The organism is Hafnia psychrotolerans, assembly GCF_014639435.1.
Classification (GTDB): domain Bacteria; phylum Pseudomonadota; class Gammaproteobacteria; order Enterobacterales; family Enterobacteriaceae; genus Ewingella; species Ewingella psychrotolerans.
This window is the reverse complement of record NZ_BMFZ01000011.1, coordinates 118693-140588: the sequence shown is the minus strand read 5'-3', so window position 1 is coordinate 140588 and position 21896 is coordinate 118693. Positions and strand designations below refer to the sequence as shown.

Genomic DNA, 21896 nt, shown 5'->3' with positions numbered 1-21896 from the left:
ACTTACCTCGTTGCCGCCGCCTGAAATGCGTGTTCCAGATCGGCAATCAAATCTTCGCTGTCTTCAAGACCTACAGAAACCCTGAGCAGGCTGTCAGATATCCCGGCCGCTTTACGCGCCTCTGGTGCCATGCCCGCATGGGTCATGGTCGCCGTATGGGAAATCAGGCTCTCAACGCCGCCCAGAGATTCAGCGAGGGTAAACAGCTTCAATTCAGAGAGGAAATGCCGTAACCGGGCTTCATCTCCGTCGAATTCAAAACTAATCATGGCGCCAAAGCCATATTGCTGGCGACAGGCTATCTCATGCCCTTGGTTCTCTGGCAGGGAAGGATGATACAGCTTTTTCACCAAGGGTTGTTGCTGTAAATAAGTAACAATGGCCAGCGCATTTTCCTGCTGCTGTTTTACGCGAACCGTCAACGTCCGAAGGCCGCGCAGCAACAAATAACTGTCAAAGGCGGCGCCGGTTACGCCAATGTTATTGGCCCACCAGGCAAGTTCTGTCGCATGCTCAGCCGTTTTAGAAATTACCGTTCCGGCGACAACGTCAGAGTGGCCGTTAAGATATTTAGTACAGGAATGGACCACTAAATCCGCACCAAGTTTCAACGGCTGCTGCAACACCGGGCTGAGAAAGGTATTATCGACGACGGTCAGTGCGCCAGCCGCGTGCGAAGCATCACAAATTTCCTGAATATCAACAACGCGCAGTAGCGGATTACTCGGCGTCTCAATCAGCACCAGTTTGGGCTTTTCAGCGAGTGCCGCTGCCAGCGCCTGCGGGTTTCCCTGATCGACGAATAACACACGATAAGCCCCGCGCTTGCTTAGGCTGTCAAACAGACGGTAGCTGCCACCATAGCAGTCATGCGGTGCAACCAGCAGATCTCCAGGCTTGAGAAACACGGTGCAAACTAAATGAATCGCCGACATACCGCTGCTGGTCATTACCGCACCGGCTCCGCCTTCGAGATCGGCCAGTGCGCGCTGAACGACATCACGCGAGGGATTTCCACGGCGTGAATAGTCATGGGCTCTTGGCTGATTAAAATCTTCGAAATTGTAGGTACTGGAAAGATGGATCGGGGGAACGACACAGCCATATTGCTGGTCATTGTTCAGTCCACTGCCGACGACAATCGTCGCTTGCTTGTGCGTCATAGTTGTTTCTCTCTGCCAGGATGCTGAGGATAGGTCATCAAGACTAGTCGCTGTTGATATAGACGTCAATACATCTGGACATCTAAACTTCTTTGCGTATAGATTGAGCAATAGGGTAATACCCGCTAAAATTATAACCTTATCAGTACTGGCGTGTTCAGTAGGTGCCTGGACAGGGCAGCAAACAGACCAAATGAACAGCAAAGCGCACATTTCTCTGGTATTACCCGGTCCCTGAGGGACATTTATTTAGTGAGATCAGCGAAAATCGGGCATAATCCCCGGGTTTTCAGACTATTATTTTTTGATAAATTTTAAGGTGTCCCATGGCTGAGTGGAACGGCGAATATGTCAGCCCTTACGCTGAACACGGTAAAAAAAGCGAGCAAGTTAAGAAAATTACAGTTTCTATTCCGCTGAAAGTCCTCAAGATCCTCACCGATGAACGCACACGTCGACAGGTGAATAACCTGCGTCATGCGACCAACAGTGAATTGTTGTGTGAGGCTTTCCTTCACGCCTTTACCGGACAGCCTTTGCCGAATGACGAAGATCTGCGCAAAGAACGCAGTGATGAAATACCGGAAGCGGCAAAGATCCTGATGCGTGAACTGGGTGTGGATCCTGATACCTGGGAATATTAGACGAAGCGATGAGCAGCCTGCGCAGCCCTCGTGCAGGCACGCATTGGCTGTAAGAATGGCCTACCCAGTAAATGAAATGAACGTGATGCCTGAATAACAGGCAACAAAAAACCCGCCGAAGCGGGTTTTTTTGCTCTCAAACAGCGATTACTTGCTGCTTGGCATGCTGAAACGCTTGTTGAAGCGGTCAACACGGCCACCGGTAGCGACTTCACGTTGCTTACCAGTGTAGAACGGGTGACATTCGCCACACACGTCCAGGTTCAGATCGTGACCCACAGTTGAGTGAGTTTTGATAACATTACCGCATGAGCAAGATGCAGTAATTTCTACGTATTTAGGGTGAATACCTTGTTTCATGGAAACCTCTTCTTAAGGCCGCGTCGCTATCCAACCCTGTTTTGTCGGACACCACGCGTAGTGGATGATTAGGTTTTGATGCGAAATGCATCAAAGGCGGCGAATCATACAGAATCTAACTGAGCCACGCAATGATGTTCATGCATTTCGAATGGCACAGTGTACACTATCTCGTCATTTTTTTAAAGTCTGGACCCCCAATGCCTGTTGCTCACGTTGCGTTACCCGTTCCGCTTTCCCGCACATTTGACTATCTCTTACCTGAAGGCATGAGAGTGGTGAAAGGTTGTCGCGTCAGCGTGCCTTTTGGTAAACGCGACGCGATTGGCATTGTGACGGCCATCAGTGAGACCAGTGAATTCGGTCTTGATAAACTCAAGCCGGTGCGAGAGGTTCTCGATTCAACCAGCCTCTTCACCCCAGATTTGTGGCGCATTCTGCTTTGGGCAACGGAGTATTATCACTTTCCGTTGGGTGAAGTTCTTTTTCACGCACTCCCCATCTTGTTGCGCCAGGGAAAGCCCGCCGAACTGACACCTTTATGGCAGTGGTTCGCCACCGAGCAAGGGCGCGCCACACCACTCGACAGCCTGAAACGGGCAGCCAAACAGCAGCAAGCCATGGCGGCGCTGATGCAGGGTGGAATTTATCGCCATCAGGTGAATACTCTCGAACTGACCGATGCCGCACTTCAGGCCTTACGTGCCAAAGGGCTGGCGGATTTGCGCAGTATCGCGCCCATCACTCAGGACTGGCGAAAGGATTTCACCATTATCGGGGAACGCCTGCGGTTGAATACCGAGCAGGCCACCGCCGTCGGGGCTATTCGCAGCGAAGACCAGCAATTCTCCGCCTGGTTGCTGGCCGGTGTTACGGGTTCAGGAAAGACCGAAGTTTACCTGAGTGTGCTGGAAAACATACTTGCGCAAGGCCGCCAGGCGCTGGTAATGGTGCCGGAAATCGGCTTAACACCACAGACAATTGCCCGTTTCCGCGAAAGGTTTAGCGCTCCCGTCGATGTCCTGCACTCAGGTTTGAACGACAGTGAGCGCCTGGCCGTCTGGCTGCGGGCACGTAATGGCGAAGCAGGCATTGTCATCGGCACGCGCTCTTCTTTATTTACGCCTTTTGCACGGTTAGGCGTGATCATCATTGATGAAGAACACGACAGCTCCTACAAGCAGCAGGAAGGCTGGCGCTACCACGCCCGTGATTTGGCGGTTTTCCGCGCACACGAAGAAAATATTCCGATTATTATGGGCTCCGCAACGCCCGCGCTGGAAACGCTGCATAACGTCGAACTTGGCAAATATCGTTCGTTGAAGCTGACCAAACGTGCCGGGAATGCAAAACCGCCGCAGCAGCATCTGATAGACCTGAAAGGTATGCCGCTGAAAGTTGGCCTTTCGCAACCGCTGATCCAGCGAATGCAACAACACCTGAAAGCTGACAATCAGGTGATGCTGTTCCTTAACCGCCGAGGTTACGCCCCAGCACTGTTATGCCATGAGTGCGGCTGGATAGCTGAATGTCAACGCTGTGATCACTACTACACACTGCATCAGAATCAGCGTCAATTGCGCTGTCACCATTGCGATAGCCAGCGTGCCGTTCCTCATCAGTGCCCGGATTGTGGCTCTACGCAACTGGTCTCCGTTGGCGTAGGTACTGAGCAGCTTGAGCACGAACTGGCACCGCTCTTTCCTGACACGCCCATCACCCGCATCGACCGCGATACCACCAGCCGCAAAGGCTCACTGGAACAGCATTTAGCGGAAGTGCATCGTGGTGGCGCGCGGATCCTCATCGGCACGCAAATGTTGGCCAAAGGCCACCACTTCCCCGATGTCACGCTGGTATCACTCCTGGATGTCGATGGGGCTTTGTTCTCGGCCGATTTTCGTTCTGCTGAACGTTTCGCCCAGCTTTACACGCAGGTTTCAGGGCGTGCGGGGCGTGCCGGTAAGCCAGGTGAAGTAGTGCTGCAAACTCATCATCCCGATCACCCGCTGCTGAAGGGATTGCTTGAGCAGGGCTACGACGCCTTTGCCAGGCAGACGCTGGCAGAACGCAAAAGTGTGTTTTTACCACCTTACACCAGCCACATTTTGATTCGCTCGGAAGATCACGACAATCAGCAATCCCTGCTGTTTTTACAGCAGCTACGTAATTTATTTGAAGCCAGCCCACTGAAAGACGAATCCCTGTGGATTTTAGGCCCGGTCCCCGCACTGGCTGCTAAACGTAATGGCCGCTTCCGCTGGCAGCTCCTTTTGCAGCATCCTTCACGCCGCGCTTTGCAGCATTTGATTAAAAGTTCTCAACCTTTGATTGCTAATTTACCGCAGTCAAGAAAAGTGAAATGGACGCTGGATGTTGACCCAATTGACAGCTGATATGCACGAAGCCTGATGTTTTCTGCATGATGGATCGAAAAAAATCATCTGGGTCACACTTTTCATGCAAATTAGGTAACAAATCCTAACCACAAACTGTTTAGAATGTGATGAGCTACGCAGCCTCTGTAAACCGGATGCGTTAAGTCGCGGATTAATATCGGCTGAATCTCGGGAAACCTGTGTAGCGTTGAGGACGAATCCATGTTGTCGTATCAGAATGATGTAGTTGCAAGGAGAGAGACGTTGGACGAAAAAAAAGAATTAGCTGCCGCCACCATGAAAGATGTGGCAGAAATGGCAGGTGTTTCGACGGCTACAGTATCTCGCGCATTAATGAATCCAGAAAAAGTATCGGCAGCAACTCGCCAAAAGGTGGAGCTGGCCGTCGTCGCGGTGGGCTATTCTCCGCATGCGCTATCCCGCAATCTGAAACGCAATGAGTCCCGCACTATTCTGGTGATCGTCCCGGATATCTGCGATCCCTATTTCGCTGACGTCATACAGGGGATCGAACGTACAGCCGCTGAGAATGGTTATCTGGTGTTGATCGGCGACTGCGCACAGCAGAATCAGCAAGAAAAAACCTTCATCAATCTGATTATCACCAAGCAGATTGATGGCATGCTGCTGCTCGGATCTGATTTACCTTTTGATGCAAGCAAAGAAGAGCAACGTAATTTACCGCCAATGGTGATGGCGAATGAATTCGCACCGGAACTTGAACTACCTACAGTGCATATCGACAATCTGACCGCCGCCTACGAAGCCGTACATTACCTGATTGGTCTGGGCCATCAGCGTATCGGGTGTATTGCTGGGCCAGACAACATGCCACTATGTCAGTATCGATCTCAGGGGTACATTCAGGCTTTGCGCCGTAACGGACTGACGGTGGAAAGTAGCTATACGGCAAAAGGCGATTTCAGTTACGAATCAGGGGCATTGGCGCTTGCCGAATTGATGAGCCAGTCGGTACCGCCGACAGCCATTTTTTGCCATAACGACGTCATGGCAATTGGTGCCATGTATCAGGCGAAGAAAATGGGGCTGCACATCCCGCAGGATTTATCGGTTGTCGGATTTGATGACATTAAGCTCAGCCAGTACTTCGATCCTCCGCTGACCACCGTGGCGCAGCCAAGATTCCAGCTTGGCCGCCAGGCCATGTTATTGTTACTCGAACAGTTGTATGGCAATTCTGTCAATAGTGGCTCGCGTTTGCTGGAAAGCGAACTGATCGTCCGTGGCAGTACTGCTGCCCCCAAGCGCTGATAAGATGTTCTCCTTCAGCACGTTTTTGTTTCAGTAAAGACTCAGGGTTCAGTAACATGACGCACTTCTCTCATTATAACGACACAGCGAAACGATAGTGGCACAAAGAGACTATGTAAGCCGTGGGCGCTCAGGAGCGCGGCGGAAAAGTACCAGCCGGAAGAAAAAAAGCAGTTCCCCAATGATCTCCAAAACCATGGTGGTGTTAGCCGTGGCTGTCTTGGTAGTGTTCATCGGTGGCCTCTATTTCATTACGCACAACAAAGCTGAAGATGCGGTCATTTTGCCAATGCATTCTGTTCGGCCGGGCAACGGCTTGCCGCCGAAACCAGAAGAGCGTTGGCGCTACATTAAAGAGCTGGAAAACCGGCAGATGGGTGTCCCCGCCCCCACCGAGCCGACTGGCGGTGGTGCAGCACAGACCAAAACCCAACTGACACCGGAACAGCAGCAGTTGCTTGAACAGATGCAGGCAGATATGCGCCAGCAGCCAACTACGCTGTCTGAAGTGCCATATAACGACCAAACTCAGGTCACTCATAGTGCGCCAGCTCAGCGGCAGACCACCAGCCAGCAACCTTATATTCAGCAACAAACCGCGCCAAGAAATGTGCAAACGGCGCCGACGCAACCGGTTCGTGCACCGCAAGCCCAAGTGCAGACTGAGCCGGTTCAGCCAAAACAAAAACCGAAAGAGCCACCGGCGGTGATCACCCAGGTGACGCCAGAGAAGGCAAAAGACAAACCGAAAGAGCAGGAAAAAACGCAGAAGTTTATGGTGCAGTGTGGTTCATTCAAAGGCACAGAACAGGCGGAATCTCAGCGCGCCAAACTGGCATTTGAAGGGATTGAAGGCCGGATAACCACTGGCGGTGGCTGGAATCGTGTTGTCATCGGTCCTTACAATAACCGCGCAGGGGCTGACAGTATTCTTTCACGCCTGAAGAGCTCAGGTATCTCCGGTTGCATTCCCCTCACCATCGGGGGTTGAAAACCTGTTTTCATCCCCAATCTATTACTTCAATATGCCCCGTACACTGATGTGACACTCAGGTGTAACACAAGAGTGCGGGGATCTTTTCCGTCTGCAACGAGGAACTGCTCGTGACAACAATTGTAAGTGTACGCCGCAACGGCCATGTCGTTATCGGTGGTGATGGTCAGGCCACATTGGGAAATACGGTGATGAAAGGCAACGTGAAGAAAGTACGTCGCCTGTATCATGACAAAGTCATCGCCGGTTTCGCGGGCGGTACCGCTGATGCTTTCACGCTGTTTGAGCTGTTCGAACGCAAGCTGGAAATGCATCAGGGCCATCTGGTGAAAGCCGCGGTGGAACTGGCAAAAGACTGGCGCACCGACCGCATGTTACGCCGCCTCGAAGCACTGCTGGCCGTCGCTGATGAAAATGCATCGCTGATCATTAGCGGCAACGGTGACGTGATCCAGCCAGAAAACGACCTTATTGCTATCGGCTCTGGTGGTCCTTACGCACAGGCCTCTGCTCGCGCGTTGCTGGAAAATACAGAACTGAGTGCCCACGATATCGTTGAGAAATCGCTCAGCATTGCTGGTGACATCTGTATCTACACTAACCAATTCCACACCATCGAAGAATTATCTTCTAAAGCGTAAGGATCGAAAACCATGTCTGAAATGACCCCGCGCGAGATAGTCAGCGAATTAGACAGCTACATCATTGGCCAAGACAAAGCGAAGCGCGCAGTTGCCATCGCTCTGCGTAACCGCTGGCGCCGCATGCAGCTCGACGAAGCGCTGCGCCACGAAGTTACCCCCAAAAATATTCTGATGATCGGTCCGACCGGTGTCGGTAAAACCGAAATCGCCCGTCGTCTGGCAAAATTAGCTAACGCACCGTTCATCAAGGTTGAAGCCACAAAATTCACCGAAGTGGGTTATGTCGGTAAAGAAGTCGATTCCATTATTCGTGACCTGACTGATTCCGCCGTGAAAATGGTCCGTATGCAGTCCATCGACAAGAACCGTCACCGTGCCGAAGAGCTGGCAGAAGAACGCATTCTTGATGTGTTGATCCCTCCAGCGAAGAACAATTGGGGCCAGGCCGACGAAGCCCAGGAACCCTCGACTGCGCGTCAATCCTTCCGTAAGAAACTGCGCGAAGGCCAGCTCGACGATAAAGAGATTGAAATCAATGTTGCAGCCGCCTCAATGGGTGTCGAAATCATGTCCCCACCGGGCATGGAAGAGATGACCAATCAGCTGCAATCCATGTTCCAGAACATGGCCGGTCAAAAACAAAAACCGCGCAAAATGACGATAAAAGAAGCCTACAAGCTGTTGGTTGAAGAAGAAGCGGCCAAACTCGTCAACCCGGAAGAGCTGAAAGAGCAGGCGATCGAAGCCGTTGAACAACACGGTATCGTCTTTATCGATGAGATCGACAAAATCTGTAAACGCGATGGTCAGAACTCAGGTCCGGATGTGTCACGCGAAGGCGTCCAGCGAGATCTCTTGCCACTGGTGGAAGGCTGTACGGTGTCGACCAAACACGGTATGGTCAAAACGGACCATATCTTGTTTATCGCCTCCGGCGCTTTCCAGACGGCTAAACCCTCTGATTTAATTCCGGAATTACAAGGCCGTTTGCCGATCCGCGTTGAGTTGCAGGCGCTGTCTACCGAAGACTTCGAACGCATCCTAACCGAGCCAAGCGCATCGCTGACGCATCAGTACAAAGCCCTGATGGCCACCGAAGGCGTCACTATTGATTTTACCGCCGATGGCATTCGCCGTATTGCCGAGGCCGCATGGCAGGTTAACGAAACCACCGAGAACATCGGGGCGCGTCGTCTTCACACGGTTCTGGAGCGTTTGATGGAAGATATCTCCTATGATGCCAGCGAAAGTCACGGTATCTCCATAAACATTGATGCAGATTATGTTAGAAGCCACCTTGACCAACTGGTAGCAGATGAAGATCTGAGCCGATTTATCTTATAATTCGCTCATACGTTCCGAAAGTGATCCACAGGGAGGCGTTATGCCTCCCTGTGTTATTTCTAAACGGACTCTTGGCTTTACTGAGCGAAAAATAATATGAGCATAATGACTCCCTGCAACACCACATCACATGCCAAAGCCTGGATTGAGAGTCTGCGTCTACGTACTTTGCCTCTGGCCTTTGCTTCTATTGTGATGGGATCTGCGATTGCCAGCCTGCAAGGCGTTTTCCATCCGCTGACCGCCCTGTTGGCACTCGTCACGGCTGGTTTACTGCAAATACTGTCTAACCTTGCCAATGATTATGGCGATGCCGAAAAAGGCAGTGATACGTTGGATCGCGTAGGGCCATTGCGCGGTATGCAAAAAGGATTGATCACCGCCCCACAGATGAAACAGGCCATCATGCTAACGGTGGCGCTGACTGTTGTTTCAGGCATCGGCCTGATTGCCGTGGCCTGCCAAAAGCCCAGCGACGTATTCGGTTTCTTGATCCTCGGCTTACTGTCGATTGGTGCTGCCATCACGTATACCGTGGGTACCCGCCCGTATGGATATATGGGCCTGGGTGATATTTCGGTGCTGATTTTCTTTGGTTGGATAAGCGTTGCCGGAACATTCTATCTACAGGCGGGACATTTCGATTGGATCGTCATGCTGCCTGCAACAGCGACAGGTTTGCTGGCGACAGCGGTTCTGAACATCAATAATCTGCGCGATATCGACACCGACTCCGCCAACGGTAAAAATACGCTGGCTGTCCGTCTCGGACCGAAAAATGCCCGCCGATACCATGCAATCATTGTCTCTGCGGCGGTAATTTGCCTGGCGCTATTTGCTTTACTCTATCTGCAACGCTGGTCAGGATGGCTGTTTGTTTTGGCTATTCCAATGCTGGCGAAACATGTCTCTCAGGTCATCCGCGAGCAATCCGCAGAAGGCATCCGTCCTCTTCTGGAAAACATGGTCAAGGCGGCGTTACTGACTAATGTGCTGTTTGCGCTGGGCCTATTGCTCGATTAACAGGCGGAGCACCGTTCTTGTCCCTGGCGAAAATTTAACAATTGATGGTTTTGCCAACACACTTCAGAAAGGGATATACTCAATACTCATGCAGCAACCAGATGAAATCCTATGAAATACGATACTTCCGAACTATGCGACATCTATCACGAAGAAGTGAATGTCGTTGAACCCTTGTTCTCCAACTTTGGCGGACGTACTTCATTTGGCGGGCAGATCACCACGGTGAAGTGCTTTGAAGACAATGGCTTGCTCTATGACCTGCTCGAGCAGAACGGTTTAGGCCGGGTTCTGGTCGTTGACGGCGGTGGTTCAGTTCGCCGCGCATTACTCGACGCTGACCTGGCCGCAATTGCACTAGAAAACCAATGGGAAGGTATCCTGATTTACGGCGCAGTCCGTCAGGTGGATGACTTACAGGACCTTGATATTGGCATTCAGGCTATGGCCGCGATCCCGGCGGGTGCTGCAAGTGAAGGTATTGGCGAGAGTGATATCCGCGTGAATTTCGGTAGTGTAACCTTCTTTACCGGTGACCATCTTTATGCGGACAACACGGGTATCATCCTGTCTGAAGACCCGCTTGATATTGAGTAAATCCTCTCTTACGGCTGGGACAGCCCATTAAAAAAGGACGCCGCGGCGTCCTTTTTTAATGGGAAAAAGTCGGAATTCAAACTTCTTCCATTTTGCCCAATAGCGCACGCAGACGATCCTGCCATACGTGTTGCTCATCTTTCAACTGCGCATTTTCACGCACTAAAGACTCATGGTTTCCGCTGGCTTGTTGAACTTCCTGAGACAGCGTGTTGTTCTGCTCTTTCAGCTCTTCAATTTCCATCTGCAGCAAGGTAATAGTATCAATCGCTTGCTGAACTTTTGCTTCTAATTTCTCAAATACTTCGAATGACATTCTTCGTTCCCCTTATGTTCGCAAGGCGCACATCTTGTAAGTTCTGCCGCATCATCCGGATACGGCTCAAAAATTCTCGCACCACGCAGATTTTCCTGATGTTTTCTGAAGGAAACGCCGTAAAACCTGCCGATGTCTTGAAATACGATTGTATGTAGCCAATCTTGCCCTGTCTAGCAACATACCGACCCTAAACGCAGTCTGTTGCAATTTTATCGCCCAAACCATCAGTAAATGCTTAAAAATCACGAGTTATCGTGAGAATCAAAGGCTAATTTCGCATAACGTACCCAGAGACGGTGGATGACAGTGTCGGGTGGTCGACAATCAGATTCAGAATGAGAGGCCATGAATGAGGAGCAAACCGGGCAAGGGACCGTTTTTTAGGAGAGATACAACACAAGGAACACTCGAATACGCTCATTTTTATGACACAACACACAAAATTTGATTTCGCTATTTCTCGTTTATGCTCGTTAACGATAAATTCACATTGCGTTCTCATTTGATGACGAACGTCTTATTCCGATTACGTTCAATGTACTTCTGGTAAGAAAAACTATAACTAACCCTTAACATCATCCTTGATAGGATCTGACTATGAGCCAAACAATGAGTTCCACATTAAAAGGTCAGTGCATCGCTGAGTTCCTGGGCACCGGGCTTATCATATTTTTCGGAGCCGGTTGCGTTGCTGCACTGAAGCTTGCCGGGGCAGTTTTTGGTCAGTGGGAAATCAGTATTATCTGGGGGCTGGGTGTGGCAATGGCCATTTATCTGACCGCAGCGATTTCTGGCGCTCACCTCAACCCTGCAGTCACCGTCGCGCTCTGTATATTTGCACACTTTGAAGGACGCAAAGTTTTGCCATACATTCTCGCGCAGGTTGCCGGGGCCTTTTGTGCCGCTGCACTGGTTTACGGCCTTTACTACAACCTTTTCTTCGACTTCGAACAATCTCACCACATGGTACGTGGCAGCGTAGAAAGCTTGGATCTGGCCGGTATATTCTCAACCTATCCAAACCCGCACATCAGTGTTTTCCAGGCCTTCCTGGTTGAAACTGTGATAACTGCAATTCTGATGGCCTTAATTCTCGGTCTGACCGATGACGGCAACGGTATCCCACGCGGCCCGCTGGCACCTCTGTTGATCGGTATTTTGATCGCAGTCATCGGCGCGTCAATGGGACCGTTAACCGGTTTTGCCCTGAACCCAGCGCGTGACTTCGGTCCTAAGGTATTTGCCTACTTCGCCGGCTGGGGCAAAGTTGCCTTCACCGGTGCCCGCGACATCCCTTATTTCCTGGTGCCTATTTTTGGGCCGCTGATCGGGGCATGTCTTGGTGCTTTCGGTTATAAAGCACTGATTGGTCGCCATCTACCTTATGAAATTCACGACGCAGAAGAAGCAGCAGCAGCGGCGGCCGCACAACAGCCAGCCAAACAACGCAAAGCCTGATCGGCTAAACTGTTCCACAGCACTCTCATTCGTAGGAATATTATTATGTCAGCAGATACGACTCACGAAAAAAAATATATCGTCGCACTGGATCAAGGTACCACCAGTTCCCGCGCTGTCATCCTGGACCACGATGCCAATATTATCAGTGTGTCACAGCGTGAATTCGCGCAGATTTATCCAAAATCTGGCTGGGTCGAACACGATCCGATGGAAATCTGGGCTTCGCAAAGTTCGGTACTGGTTGAGGTACTGGCGAAAGCCGACATCAATTCAGACCAAATCGCCGGTATTGGTATCACCAACCAACGTGAAACCACCATCGTGTGGGAAAAAGAGTCCGGTAAGCCCATTTATAACGCCATCGTCTGGCAATGCCGTCGCACGGCTGATATCTGTGAAAAACTGAAGAAAGACGGGATGGAAGAGTACATCCGCAACAACACCGGTCTGGTTGTTGACCCATATTTCTCAGGCACCAAATTGAAATGGATCTTGGACAACGTTGAAGGCTCACGTGAACGCGCTGCCCGCGGCGAGTTGCTGTTCGGTACTGTTGATACCTGGCTGGTATGGAAAATGACTCAGGGACGTGTTCACGTTACAGATTACACCAACGCTTCCCGTACGATGATGTTCAACATTCACAGCCTGGAATGGGACGAACGCATGTTGGAAGCGCTGGATATCCCGCGCGCTATGCTGCCGGAAGTGCGTCCATCGTCGGAGATCTATGGCCAAACCAACATCGGGGGTAAAGGCGGAACACGTATTCCTATCGCGGGTATTGCCGGTGATCAGCAGGCTGCGCTCTATGGACAGCTATGTGTTCAACCGGGTATGGCGAAAAATACCTACGGTACCGGCTGCTTCCTGTTGATGAATACCGGCACAGAAGCCGTGGTATCTAAAAACGGCCTGTTGACAACTATCGCCTGCGGTCCGCGTGGCGAAGTGAACTATGCGCTGGAAGGTGCGGTATTCGTCGGTGGTGCATCGATTCAGTGGCTGCGCGATGAGCTGAAACTGATCAGCGATGCCACAGACTCGGAATACTTTGCCGGTAAAGTGAAAGACACCAACGGCGTTTACGTGGTGCCTGCGTTCACCGGCCTTGGCGCACCTTACTGGGACCCGTATGCCCGTGGCGCGATCTTCGGTCTGAGCCGTGGTGCCAACAGCAATCACATTATTCGTGCCACGCTGGAGTCTATTGCTTATCAAACCCGCGACGTACTCGACGCGATGCAAGCTGATTCCGGTACCCGTCTGCAATCCCTACGTGTTGACGGCGGCGCAGTAGCCAACAACTTCCTGATGCAGTTCCAGTCCGACATTCTCGGTACTCGCGTTGAGCGCCCGGCTGTTCTGGAAGTCACCGCGCTGGGTTCGGCCTTCCTTGCCGGTCTGGCCGTGGGTTTCTGGAGCGATCTGGAAGAAGTCCGCAGCAAAGCAACGATTGAACGCGAGTTCCGTCCGAGCATCGAAACAACCGAACGTAATGTGCGCTATAAAGGCTGGCAAAAAGCTGTTGCCCGCGTACGTTCATGGGAAGATCACGACGAGTAATCGCCGGCTTCATCGCAAAAAACATTCTTCAAAACTCCCCGATCGGGGAGTTTTTTTATGCGTCTTTCCCACTGTGCTAAAATCCCGGCACAGATGAGCCTTTGCCTCACCGACCTCTTTTTTTTTCTTACAGGCTTTCCAATGAAACGTGAATTAGCAATCGAGTTCTCCCGCGTGACCGAAGCAGCCGCACTTGCGGGTTACAAATGGCTTGGCCGTGGCGATAAAAATCTCGCCGACAACGCCGCCGTTCAGGCGATGCGTATCATGCTCAACAAAGTCGATATTGATGGCACCATCGTGATTGGCGAAGGAGAGATAGATGAAGCGCCAATGCTCTATATCGGCGAGAAAGTCGGCACCGGTAACGGTGATGCCGTAGACATCGCCGTAGATCCTATCGAAGGCACGCGCATGACCGCCATGGGCCAATCCAATGCCTTGGCCGTGCTGGCTGTGGGCGACCAAGGCTCCTTTCTGAATGCACCGGATATGTACATGGAAAAAATTGCCGTCGGTCCTGGCGCTAAAGGTGCGATTAACCTGGCTCTGACATTGGCTGAGAATCTCGCCAATGTGGCGAAAGCGCTGAATAAACCATTGAGCGAACTGACCGTCGCTGTGCTGGCAAAACCGCGTCATGACGATGCCATCCGTGAAATGCTGCAATCCGGTGTGCGGGTGTTTGCCTTTCCTGATGGCGATGTCGCAGCCACCATTCTGACCTGTATGCCAGAAAGTGAAGTGGATGTGCTGTACGGTATTGGTGGCGCACCGGAAGGTGTGATTTCCGCTGCTGTGATCCGTGCACTTGACGGCGATATGCAGGGCCGCCTGCTGGCACGTCACCATGTAAAAGGGGATACGCTTGAGAACCTCCGCATCGGCGCAGAGGAGCTAGTGCGCTGTAAGGCGATGGGCATTGAAGTGGGTAAGGTTTTACAACTCGATGATATGGCGCGCAACGATAACGTGATTTTCTCCGCCACCGGTATAACCAAGGGCGATTTGCTGGAAGGCATTAGCCGCCAGGGCAATATGGCAACCACCGAAACGCTGTTAATCCGTGGTAAATCACGCACTATCCGCCGCATCCGCTCCACGCACTATCTCGATCGCAAAGATATCGCGCTGCATGAGTTTATAATCTGACGGGCAGGTATAAAGCACCAAGCAGCACCATGGTAGCGCTGTTTAGATGGCGAAAAAAAACCTGCTTTTAAAGCAGGTTTTTCAAATGTGGTCGGCGAGAGAGGATTCGAACCTCCGACCCACTGGTCCCAAACCAGTTGCGCTACCAAGCTGCGCTACTCGCCGAATCGGAGCGCATGTTACTGCTGCTGATTCAGAGCGTCAATGCCTTTTTGTCGTCCAGATGCTGACTGCTTAGAATTCCAGCGAATCCCCTGTTTTCTGGCTTAAATAGTCTTGTTAGCCTGAGGTTTAGCACACCAATTGTTCGCTGGGTTAATCCCGCCGTCCGGTGACGTATATCCTAAACAGCCGAGGACCGAATCAAACAACGCTTCGTGGCGCTTTTCACCTCCGACTCGCTGTTGGGCTTTCAAGCGTTCGAACGCCTGCTGGTGATCGGGTTGGTCGAGGAAGCTGTCAGATGCCCATACCAGCATTGGCACGCGGAACTGCTCCGGTGGAGCCATCTCACGTGGTGTCCCATGCAGATGCGAGTTCTCATCAATAGATTCACCGTGATCAGCCGCGTAAAACACCAATGCCTTTTTATCGCGCAGCTGATCCATCACGTTCGCAATGAAGGTATCGGTATATAGCACACTGTTATCGAAAGCATTGATCAACTGATCCTTACTACAGGCACGATCTACTCCCATGCATTCTGGGGTATAGCGCGCAAAACTGCGCGGATAACGCTGGGAATAAAGGTAGTGCGACCCTTTGGTGTGCAGCACCACCAGATGCTTGCCCTGTGGATGCGTTTTCAGGGACTCCTTCAACTCGTTAACCAACAGCATGTCATCCACCGGTTTACCGTCATTGCGTTTCTCAGAGGCGATAATTTCACGGAATGAGTAGTCATCAGGATTGGTGTTATTGTAAAACCACACTTCACTTTGCATCGCGAACAGCTCAGAACTGAAACCCAATGATTTAAGCACCGCAAAAATATTCTGCTCTTTCAGAGTCCGTTGCTGATTATTCTCCACCCCACCCTCACGCACGAACATACAGCGTAAAGAGAGCTTAGTGGAGGTATCACAAGACTTGCCGCGAAACGCGACCAGATTCTTCTCTTTAGACAAACGCGGTGTGGTATCCCGCTCATAGCCTAGCAAACCCATATGGTCCCAACGCGTGGTTTCCCCAATGATAAAAACGATGTAGGTATCGTCGATACCAACGGGTGGCACATAGGTAAATTCTTTCGCCGGATCGAATAAATTTTCCGCATCCTGACTTTCATCCACCTTGGTATAAGCAAACAAACCCAGTGCTGCCAGCCAATTGGAAGGCAAATAGGAGTGCGCGACCACCCCGCCATAGCTCGGCAAATCGATATTAGTCAGCTTTTCATTGCGGCTTTGCTGCCTATCCAGCATGCGCAGCGGCACCCATACCAAGGCGACAACGATCACTAAAATACCTAAGGGTAATAATCGCTGGCCCGGTGTTTTGAGCTGTTCAATTAGCGTTAACCGCAGATCATTTTTCCAAATCAGCAGCAGCGGAATAGCGCTGACGGCTATCATCCATATCAAGAAATACCAGCCCACCACCTCTTTGCTCAGATCAATATCCGTGGTCATCACCGACGCAATAATGCCGTAGCCGATCACCACATTGAACATCACCATGTAGTAACTGGCTGCTACGGAGATCAACAGTAATAAGCTGCCTACGATGCGGAAAAATGTTCGGCCGCCCAGAGAGAGCAAGCGCAGCAAGAAGAAAGTGAAAAGCACAATGACGACCACTTCGGTCACTGCCTGAGACAATTCAATGAAATTAACGCTATGGGTGAGCGATGCGAAACGTCGGAAAAAAACGGAGACATTGAGAAAAATGCCGATATAGATCGCTAACAAGAAAGAGATATTTTGCTGCGATAGAGTCTTCACTCTATTCATGTAATGGGGTTATCCAGACTATTTTAGAAAGATTCTGAATCATTGTGACATGTTTATATACAGCAAGTTCCCAGATTATGCTGAGATTGCGTTTATCGGCAGACTTCCAGAAAATTCCGTGCACAAGTGCCTTGCGGCCGAGATGAGGTAATGAATCAGCACTTAAGCATGTGACTAGGCAATAAAAAAGGAGGCCGAGGCCTCCTGGATATTTTCCTACCAAACGCCCTGGTGAAGGCGCTACTGCTAAGAAATTATTTAATATTCAATGTGACATCGATATTGCCACGCGTGGCATTTGAGTACGGACAAACCTGATGTGCTTTGGCTACCAGCGCTTCTGCATCGCTGCGTTCAAAGCCTGGCAAGGTGATATCAAGCTGAACTTCAATACCGTAGCCGCCGGGGATTGCACCGATACCAACCGCGCCTTCAATTTTCGCGTCAGCAGGGATTTTGATTTTTTCCTGCGCGGCGACCGCTTTCAGTGCGCCGAGGAAGCAAGCTGAGTAACCGGCAGCAAATAACTGCTCTGGGTTGGTACCGCCGCCCATGCCGCCCATTTCTTTCGGCACGCCCAGTTTCACATCAAGAACGCCGTCGTCAGAAACAGCACGGCCGTCACGACCACCGGTAGCAGAGGCATGAGCGCGATACACAACTTTTTCGATAGACATATTTCGTTCCTTTTCGGGTCAGATCACTGAGAGTGAAGGTGTACTTAATTGATGTGTTTTACACTATTTAATCGTGCGCTATTTATTTAATATTAGCAGACAAACTCGAAAGCGCACGCCGGATTTGTCTGTTTGTTGCAATAGGTTTAATCAATCATTGCGTGAAGGATGTCCGCACAGCGTTGCCATCCCGATCAGGATTTATCTTTCAGGTTCTCGCGCAGGGATTCCAACTGCTGCTTGAGCGTGACCATCTCGGTGATATCACAATCGGTCGCGCACAAAATCGCTTCGGGAATACCTTTGGCTTGTTCACGCAACAGTTTACCGGTGTCGGTCAGGGTGATAATCACCTGTCGTTCATCGGTTTTTGCGCGGTGCCGCATCAGCAAACCCGCGGCTTCCAGCCGTTTCAACAATGGCGTCAACGTCGCCGAGTCGAGGAATAACTTTTCGCCGATCTCAGACACCGTCACATCATCGCGCTGCCACAAGACCAACATCACCAGATATTGCGGATAGGTCAAATCGAGCTTGCTCAGCAGCTTACGGTAAACTTTGTGCAATGCCAGGTTCGCCGAGTAAAGCGCGAAACACATCTGTTGATCGAGATGTAAAAGGGCATTGGCCGGTGAGGCAGAATCATTGTTGGTGCTCATGGACCTCAATATATATAGCGCACTATATTATAGCAAGCACTTTAAACACCAAGCCACCCTATCATGGGGTATCGCCGGTGTTTACTCTGCAATTCTCTGTAGCATATAGGGGTAAAACGGGTTCGATGAAACCCGCATCAATTGGTCCATACTCACCACCAGCGCCCCGGTTTCCCCACGGGCAGCAAGACGACCAAGATGAATACCATATTGTGGTGCGCCCTGCGGATTTCGGCCATACAGCGAATCATCGGTGGGGAACGGGAGCGCAACGTGCGATAGCGAAAAGAATTCCGCAGGATAATCCAGCCCCAGCGGCGTCGTTATCGCTTCTGTCTGACCCGCCTGGGTTATCTGCGCTACGGTGGCCGACTGATCGGGCGAAGCATTGGTGATCACCGTGGTCTGATAATGACGCGGGGATGGCGGTAATAGACGCTCGACCGCCGCTTCTACCGCCGGACGCAGTAGCGGCCCAACGTACGCGCTGCGGTTGATGTCAAACAGCACCAGTTGGCTGCCATTGGCGGGCAACTGATTAAACAGACTGCTCACCACCGCGCGGGTACTGACGGTGGAATCCACCACCGACTGAAACGCCAGCAGCGGCGGCAACTGCGCCAATTTACCGGATTGCGCATCTTTACTGATTTGCTGCTGCAAAACATGGGTGAGCAGATAGGACTGGCGTGCCGCTTTCACTGGGAATGAATTGTATTTAAACGGATTAAATTCCGGCATCACGTTAAGCCAGGCGGTTTTGGCGAACGCAGGGAAAATAGCCGGCCAGCCCGCGTAACCGGCGAAGCGGGCAAAACGGGTGATGCCAATCATCGGGGAGATCAGCACGACGCGGGAAGGTCGCGTAAGGGCGGAGTCGTCGAGCGTATCGAGCGTGTATTTCATTGCCAGCGCGCCACCGTTGGAAAAGCCGACCAGTTGCAATGGCACATCCGCACCGGCCGCACGACGCGCCTCGCGTACAGCTAAGCGGGTTGCCGCCAGCCACTGCTCCCAATCTACATTGGTCAACCCGCCGGGTACCGTGCCGTGCCCCGGCAGACGGATCCCAACGGCAACAAACCCACGCCGACGGTAATCCTCCGCGATATGACGCAAGCTATAAGGAGAGTCCGTCAGCCCGTGCAATAACACCACCGCACCCACCGGTTTTCCTGCGGGCATCAGTTCATAAGAACGGTTCCAGTCTTGCGAAAAATGTTCAGGATAAATCGGGCTGCGATCGTAATACCGGTTAAGCGGGATACGCTCTTCAGCGTCCAGTTTATCCGTCACTTCTTGTTTCACTTCAATAAACGCCTGCTGCTCAGCACGTAAATAGGCCGTCCAGTCGCTTTTATCCAACTGTTCCGCGCTCAGTTCATCCGGCACCAGCTTGTGCCACGGCTCGAGCGGCGGTCCCTGTAGTGCGTCATAAGTCCGCACACCCAACAGCGTGATAACCACCAGAACGATCGCCAGTAACAGCTTTTTCAGGCGTTCAAAGAGAGTATGAAGTTGCATCAAATGGCATTTTCCTAAAACCCGTCACAGCGGCATCGAGCAGCACAACGATATGCCACTCACACCACACTTTATTCGCTAAATAATAATGCCATATAAGTTGAACGGCGACTGCACAAGTGCAAACTTTCGCCCCTTTTTTGTTCAGTCATATTCCCGTCATGGTGCAACAAACCAATGACCCGATGATGGAATCATCAACAAACCATTATAAATCAATAAATAAAAAATTGGCACAGGCTTTGCTTTAGTGAATTCAATCTTGTGTACTAGATGGAATTCAAAACATGGCTTCAACTTCAGACTCAGTCATCTCGCCTTATCGCGGTTTTACCCTGCGGGAATGGCAAGAGCATTACCGCACTGCGCCAGGCAGCCTGCGCACCACGCTTTCGATGGTGTTGGGCAGTCTGAATCATCGCGATAACGCCTGGATTTATCGCGCGACGGCCAATCAGCTTGAAGACCAGATTGCCCATCTGGAAAGCCTGCTTCAGAAGACCGAAGGCTCGAAGGCTGCCCTGCCACTGTTTGGCGTGCCATTTGCCGTCAAAGACAATATTGATATCGCGGGCTGGCCGACCAGCGCCGCCTGCCCGGCTTTCACCTATACCGCCGAAGCCGATGCTACCGTCGTCGCCAATCTGAAAGCCAAAGGCGCCATTGTCATCGGCAAAACCAATCTCGACCAGTTCGCCACGGGTCTGGTCGGCACCCGCTCGCCGTTCGGCGCAGTACGCAACACCTTCAACCCGGACTACGTCAGCGGCGGCTCCAGCTCGGGCTCGGCCTCGGTGCTGGCGCGAGGTTTGGTCGCTTTCTCACTCGGTACTGACACCGCCGGTTCCGGCCGTGTGCCTGCCGGTTTCAACAACATCGTTGGCCTCAAACCGACCAAGGGATGGCTATCGAATAAAGGTGTGGTACCCGCCTGCCGCCTGAATGATTCCGTCTCCATTTTCGCTCTGACCGTCACCGATGCGCAAACTGTCGCCCATGCTGCTGGCGGATATGACACCGCCGATGCCTATTCACGTAAAAATCCCCGTACCGCCCCGGTCGCGATTTCTGCTCATCCTCGCTTTGCCGTACCCGACAGTCTGGAATTCTGTGGTGATGCGCTGGCCGAATTTGAATTCGACCAGGCACTCGAGCGTCTGAGCAGCAGCGGCGTTACGCTGGTACCGATTGATTTCACGCCGTTCCGCGAACTGGCGGAGCAGTTGTACTACGGCGCATGGGTAGCTGAACGCACCGTGGCCGTGGGCGGGATTTTCGAACGAAACCCAGCAGCGATGGACCCGGTGGTGCGCGGCATTGTAGCAAACGGTCTGGATTACACCGCCTGCGATGCCTGGCGCGCGGAGTATTTGCGCGCTGAGCTGTCGAGGAAAATCAATCTGGCGCTGGAAGGGTTTGATGCGCTGGTGGTACCGACCTCACCGACCATCCGCACACAGGAAGAGATGGTGCAAGAGCCGATACTTTATAACTCGCAATTCGGGGTTTACACCAACTTCACTAATTTGGCGGATTTGTCTGCGCTGGCGCTACCGGCCAGCCTGCGTGCTGACGGCCTGCCCGCCGGGATCACGCTGATTGCGCCAGCCTGGCACGACGATGCCTTAGCCAGCTTTGGACGTCAGTGGCAGCGCAGTCTCAACCTGCCGCTCGGCGCGACCGGGATCAGGCTCAAGCCTGAAGCATTCATGACGTCCATACCGGTCAACCCTGCCTGCGTACGTGTCGCGGTAGTCGGTGCGCACCTGACCGGTATGCCGCTGAATGTCCAGCTCACCAGCCGCAACGCGGTGCGCGTCGAGCAAACCACCACGGCCGCGACCTACAAACTCTACGCTCTGGCCAACACCACGCCGCCCAAGCCGGGGCTGGTGCGGGCAGAAACGGGCAGCGCCATCATCGTCGAACTGTGGGACATCCCGCTGGCGCACTTTGGCGAGTTTGTCGCCGAAATCCCGGCACCGCTCGGCATCGGCTCGCTCGAACTGGCCGATGGCCGCACGGTGAAAGGCTTTATCTGCGAGCCGTGGGCGATCCCTGACGCCACCGACATCACCCATTTTGGCGGCTGGAGAAGTTACCTCTCTCACCTCGCCTCCCTGAAAAACGCCTGAGGAGCCACACC

19 protein-coding genes and 1 tRNA gene are annotated in these 21896 nt (G+C 52.1%); 12 read left to right on the top strand and 8 right to left on the bottom strand.

Annotated features, from left to right (window positions below; translation table 11 throughout):
* Positions 1-2: 2 nt before the first annotated feature.
* A complete protein-coding gene (metB, locus tag IEV89_RS18220; RefSeq protein ID WP_188474935.1) occupies positions 3-1163 on the bottom strand; it encodes a cystathionine gamma-synthase in 1161 nt (386 codons plus the stop codon).
* A gap of 326 nt (positions 1164-1489) precedes the next feature.
* Here metB and metJ point away from each other — a divergent pair, with 326 nt between their 5' ends.
* Positions 1490-1807 carry a met regulon transcriptional regulator MetJ gene (gene metJ, locus IEV89_RS18215; RefSeq protein ID WP_004392248.1) on the top strand — a complete coding sequence of 106 codons (318 nt, stop codon included), beginning with the start codon at positions 1490-1492 and terminating at the stop codon, positions 1805-1807.
* 147 nt (positions 1808-1954) lie between these two features.
* Here the strand turns inward: metJ and rpmE are convergent, their stop codons facing one another.
* The gene (gene rpmE / locus IEV89_RS18210; protein ID WP_188474934.1) at positions 1955-2167 is read right to left on the bottom strand and encodes a 50S ribosomal protein L31; all 213 of its coding nucleotides are present in this window, start codon (positions 2165-2167) and stop codon (positions 1955-1957) included.
* 200 nt (positions 2168-2367) lie between these two features.
* Here rpmE and priA point away from each other — a divergent pair, with 200 nt between their 5' ends.
* From priA to rraA, 7 genes are all read left to right on the top strand, one after another.
* Positions 2368-4563 carry a primosomal protein N' gene (gene priA, locus IEV89_RS18205; RefSeq protein WP_188474933.1) on the top strand — a complete coding sequence of 732 codons (2196 nt, stop codon included), beginning with the start codon at positions 2368-2370 and terminating at the stop codon, positions 4561-4563.
* 246 nt (positions 4564-4809) lie between these two features.
* A complete protein-coding gene (gene cytR, locus IEV89_RS18200) occupies positions 4810-5838 on the top strand; it encodes a DNA-binding transcriptional regulator CytR (protein WP_188474932.1) in 1029 nt (342 codons plus the stop codon).
* 97 nt (positions 5839-5935) lie between these two features.
* Entirely contained in the window at positions 5936-6829 is an 894-nt protein-coding gene (gene ftsN / locus IEV89_RS18195; protein WP_188474931.1) for a cell division protein FtsN, read from the top strand.
* 113 nt (positions 6830-6942) lie between these two features.
* Positions 6943-7473, top strand: a complete 531-nt coding sequence (gene hslV, locus IEV89_RS18190; protein ID WP_188474930.1) for an ATP-dependent protease subunit HslV — start codon at positions 6943-6945, stop codon at positions 7471-7473.
* A 12-nt stretch (positions 7474-7485) separates the two neighbouring features.
* Positions 7486-8820: an ATP-dependent protease ATPase subunit HslU gene (gene hslU / locus IEV89_RS18185; protein WP_188474929.1), complete on the top strand. Its 1335-nt coding sequence runs from the start codon at positions 7486-7488 to the stop codon at positions 8818-8820.
* 96 nt (positions 8821-8916) lie between these two features.
* On the top strand, positions 8917-9843 hold the full coding sequence (locus IEV89_RS18180) for a 1,4-dihydroxy-2-naphthoate polyprenyltransferase (RefSeq protein ID WP_188474928.1): 927 nt from the start codon (positions 8917-8919) through the stop codon (positions 9841-9843).
* A gap of 111 nt (positions 9844-9954) precedes the next feature.
* Complete coding sequence (gene rraA / locus IEV89_RS18175) at positions 9955-10440, top strand: ribonuclease E activity regulator RraA (protein WP_188474927.1); 486 nt, start codon at positions 9955-9957, stop codon at positions 10438-10440.
* Positions 10441-10516: 76 nt separating this feature from the next.
* On the opposite strand, the gene zapB is transcribed toward rraA, so the two are convergent.
* The gene (gene zapB / locus IEV89_RS18170; RefSeq protein ID WP_140474731.1) at positions 10517-10756 is read right to left on the bottom strand and encodes a cell division protein ZapB; all 240 of its coding nucleotides are present in this window, start codon (positions 10754-10756) and stop codon (positions 10517-10519) included.
* Between the two features lie 600 nt (positions 10757-11356).
* On the opposite strand from zapB, the gene IEV89_RS18165 reads away from it, so the two are divergent.
* The 3 genes from IEV89_RS18165 to glpX all read left to right on the top strand — a co-directional run bounded on the left by IEV89_RS18165 (position 11357) and on the right by glpX (position 14938).
* The gene (locus IEV89_RS18165) at positions 11357-12217 is read left to right on the top strand and encodes an MIP/aquaporin family protein (RefSeq protein ID WP_188474926.1); all 861 of its coding nucleotides are present in this window, start codon (positions 11357-11359) and stop codon (positions 12215-12217) included.
* Between the two features lie 45 nt (positions 12218-12262).
* On the top strand, positions 12263-13786 hold the full coding sequence (gene glpK, locus IEV89_RS18160; protein WP_188474925.1) for a glycerol kinase GlpK: 1524 nt from the start codon (positions 12263-12265) through the stop codon (positions 13784-13786).
* 141 nt (positions 13787-13927) lie between these two features.
* The gene (gene glpX, locus IEV89_RS18155) at positions 13928-14938 is read left to right on the top strand and encodes a class II fructose-bisphosphatase (protein WP_188474924.1); all 1011 of its coding nucleotides are present in this window, start codon (positions 13928-13930) and stop codon (positions 14936-14938) included.
* Between the two features lie 88 nt (positions 14939-15026).
* On the opposite strand, the gene IEV89_RS18150 is transcribed toward glpX, so the two are convergent.
* The 5 genes from IEV89_RS18150 to IEV89_RS18130 form a co-directional block, all read right to left on the bottom strand.
* Positions 15027-15103, bottom strand: a tRNA-Pro gene (locus tag IEV89_RS18150).
* A 101-nt stretch (positions 15104-15204) separates the two neighbouring features.
* Positions 15205-16890 (bottom strand): kdo(2)-lipid A phosphoethanolamine 7''-transferase, encoded by a 1686-nt coding sequence (eptB, locus tag IEV89_RS18145; RefSeq protein ID WP_188474923.1) that lies wholly within the window; start codon positions 16888-16890, stop codon positions 15205-15207.
* A gap of 254 nt (positions 16891-17144) precedes the next feature.
* Positions 17145-17567 carry an organic hydroperoxide resistance protein gene (locus tag IEV89_RS18140; RefSeq protein WP_122097196.1) on the bottom strand — a complete coding sequence of 141 codons (423 nt, stop codon included), beginning with the start codon at positions 17565-17567 and terminating at the stop codon, positions 17145-17147.
* A 194-nt stretch (positions 17568-17761) separates the two neighbouring features.
* Complete coding sequence (locus IEV89_RS18135) at positions 17762-18226, bottom strand: MarR family winged helix-turn-helix transcriptional regulator (protein WP_188474922.1); 465 nt, start codon at positions 18224-18226, stop codon at positions 17762-17764.
* A gap of 81 nt (positions 18227-18307) precedes the next feature.
* Positions 18308-19750 carry an alpha/beta hydrolase gene (locus IEV89_RS18130; protein WP_188474921.1) on the bottom strand — a complete coding sequence of 481 codons (1443 nt, stop codon included), beginning with the start codon at positions 19748-19750 and terminating at the stop codon, positions 18308-18310.
* A gap of 287 nt (positions 19751-20037) precedes the next feature.
* Between IEV89_RS18130 and atzF the strand changes: the two genes are divergently transcribed.
* Positions 20038-21885, top strand: coding sequence for an allophanate hydrolase (gene atzF / locus IEV89_RS18125; protein ID WP_188474920.1), 1848 nt, complete (start codon positions 20038-20040; stop codon positions 21883-21885).
* Positions 21886-21896 lie beyond the last annotated feature (11 nt).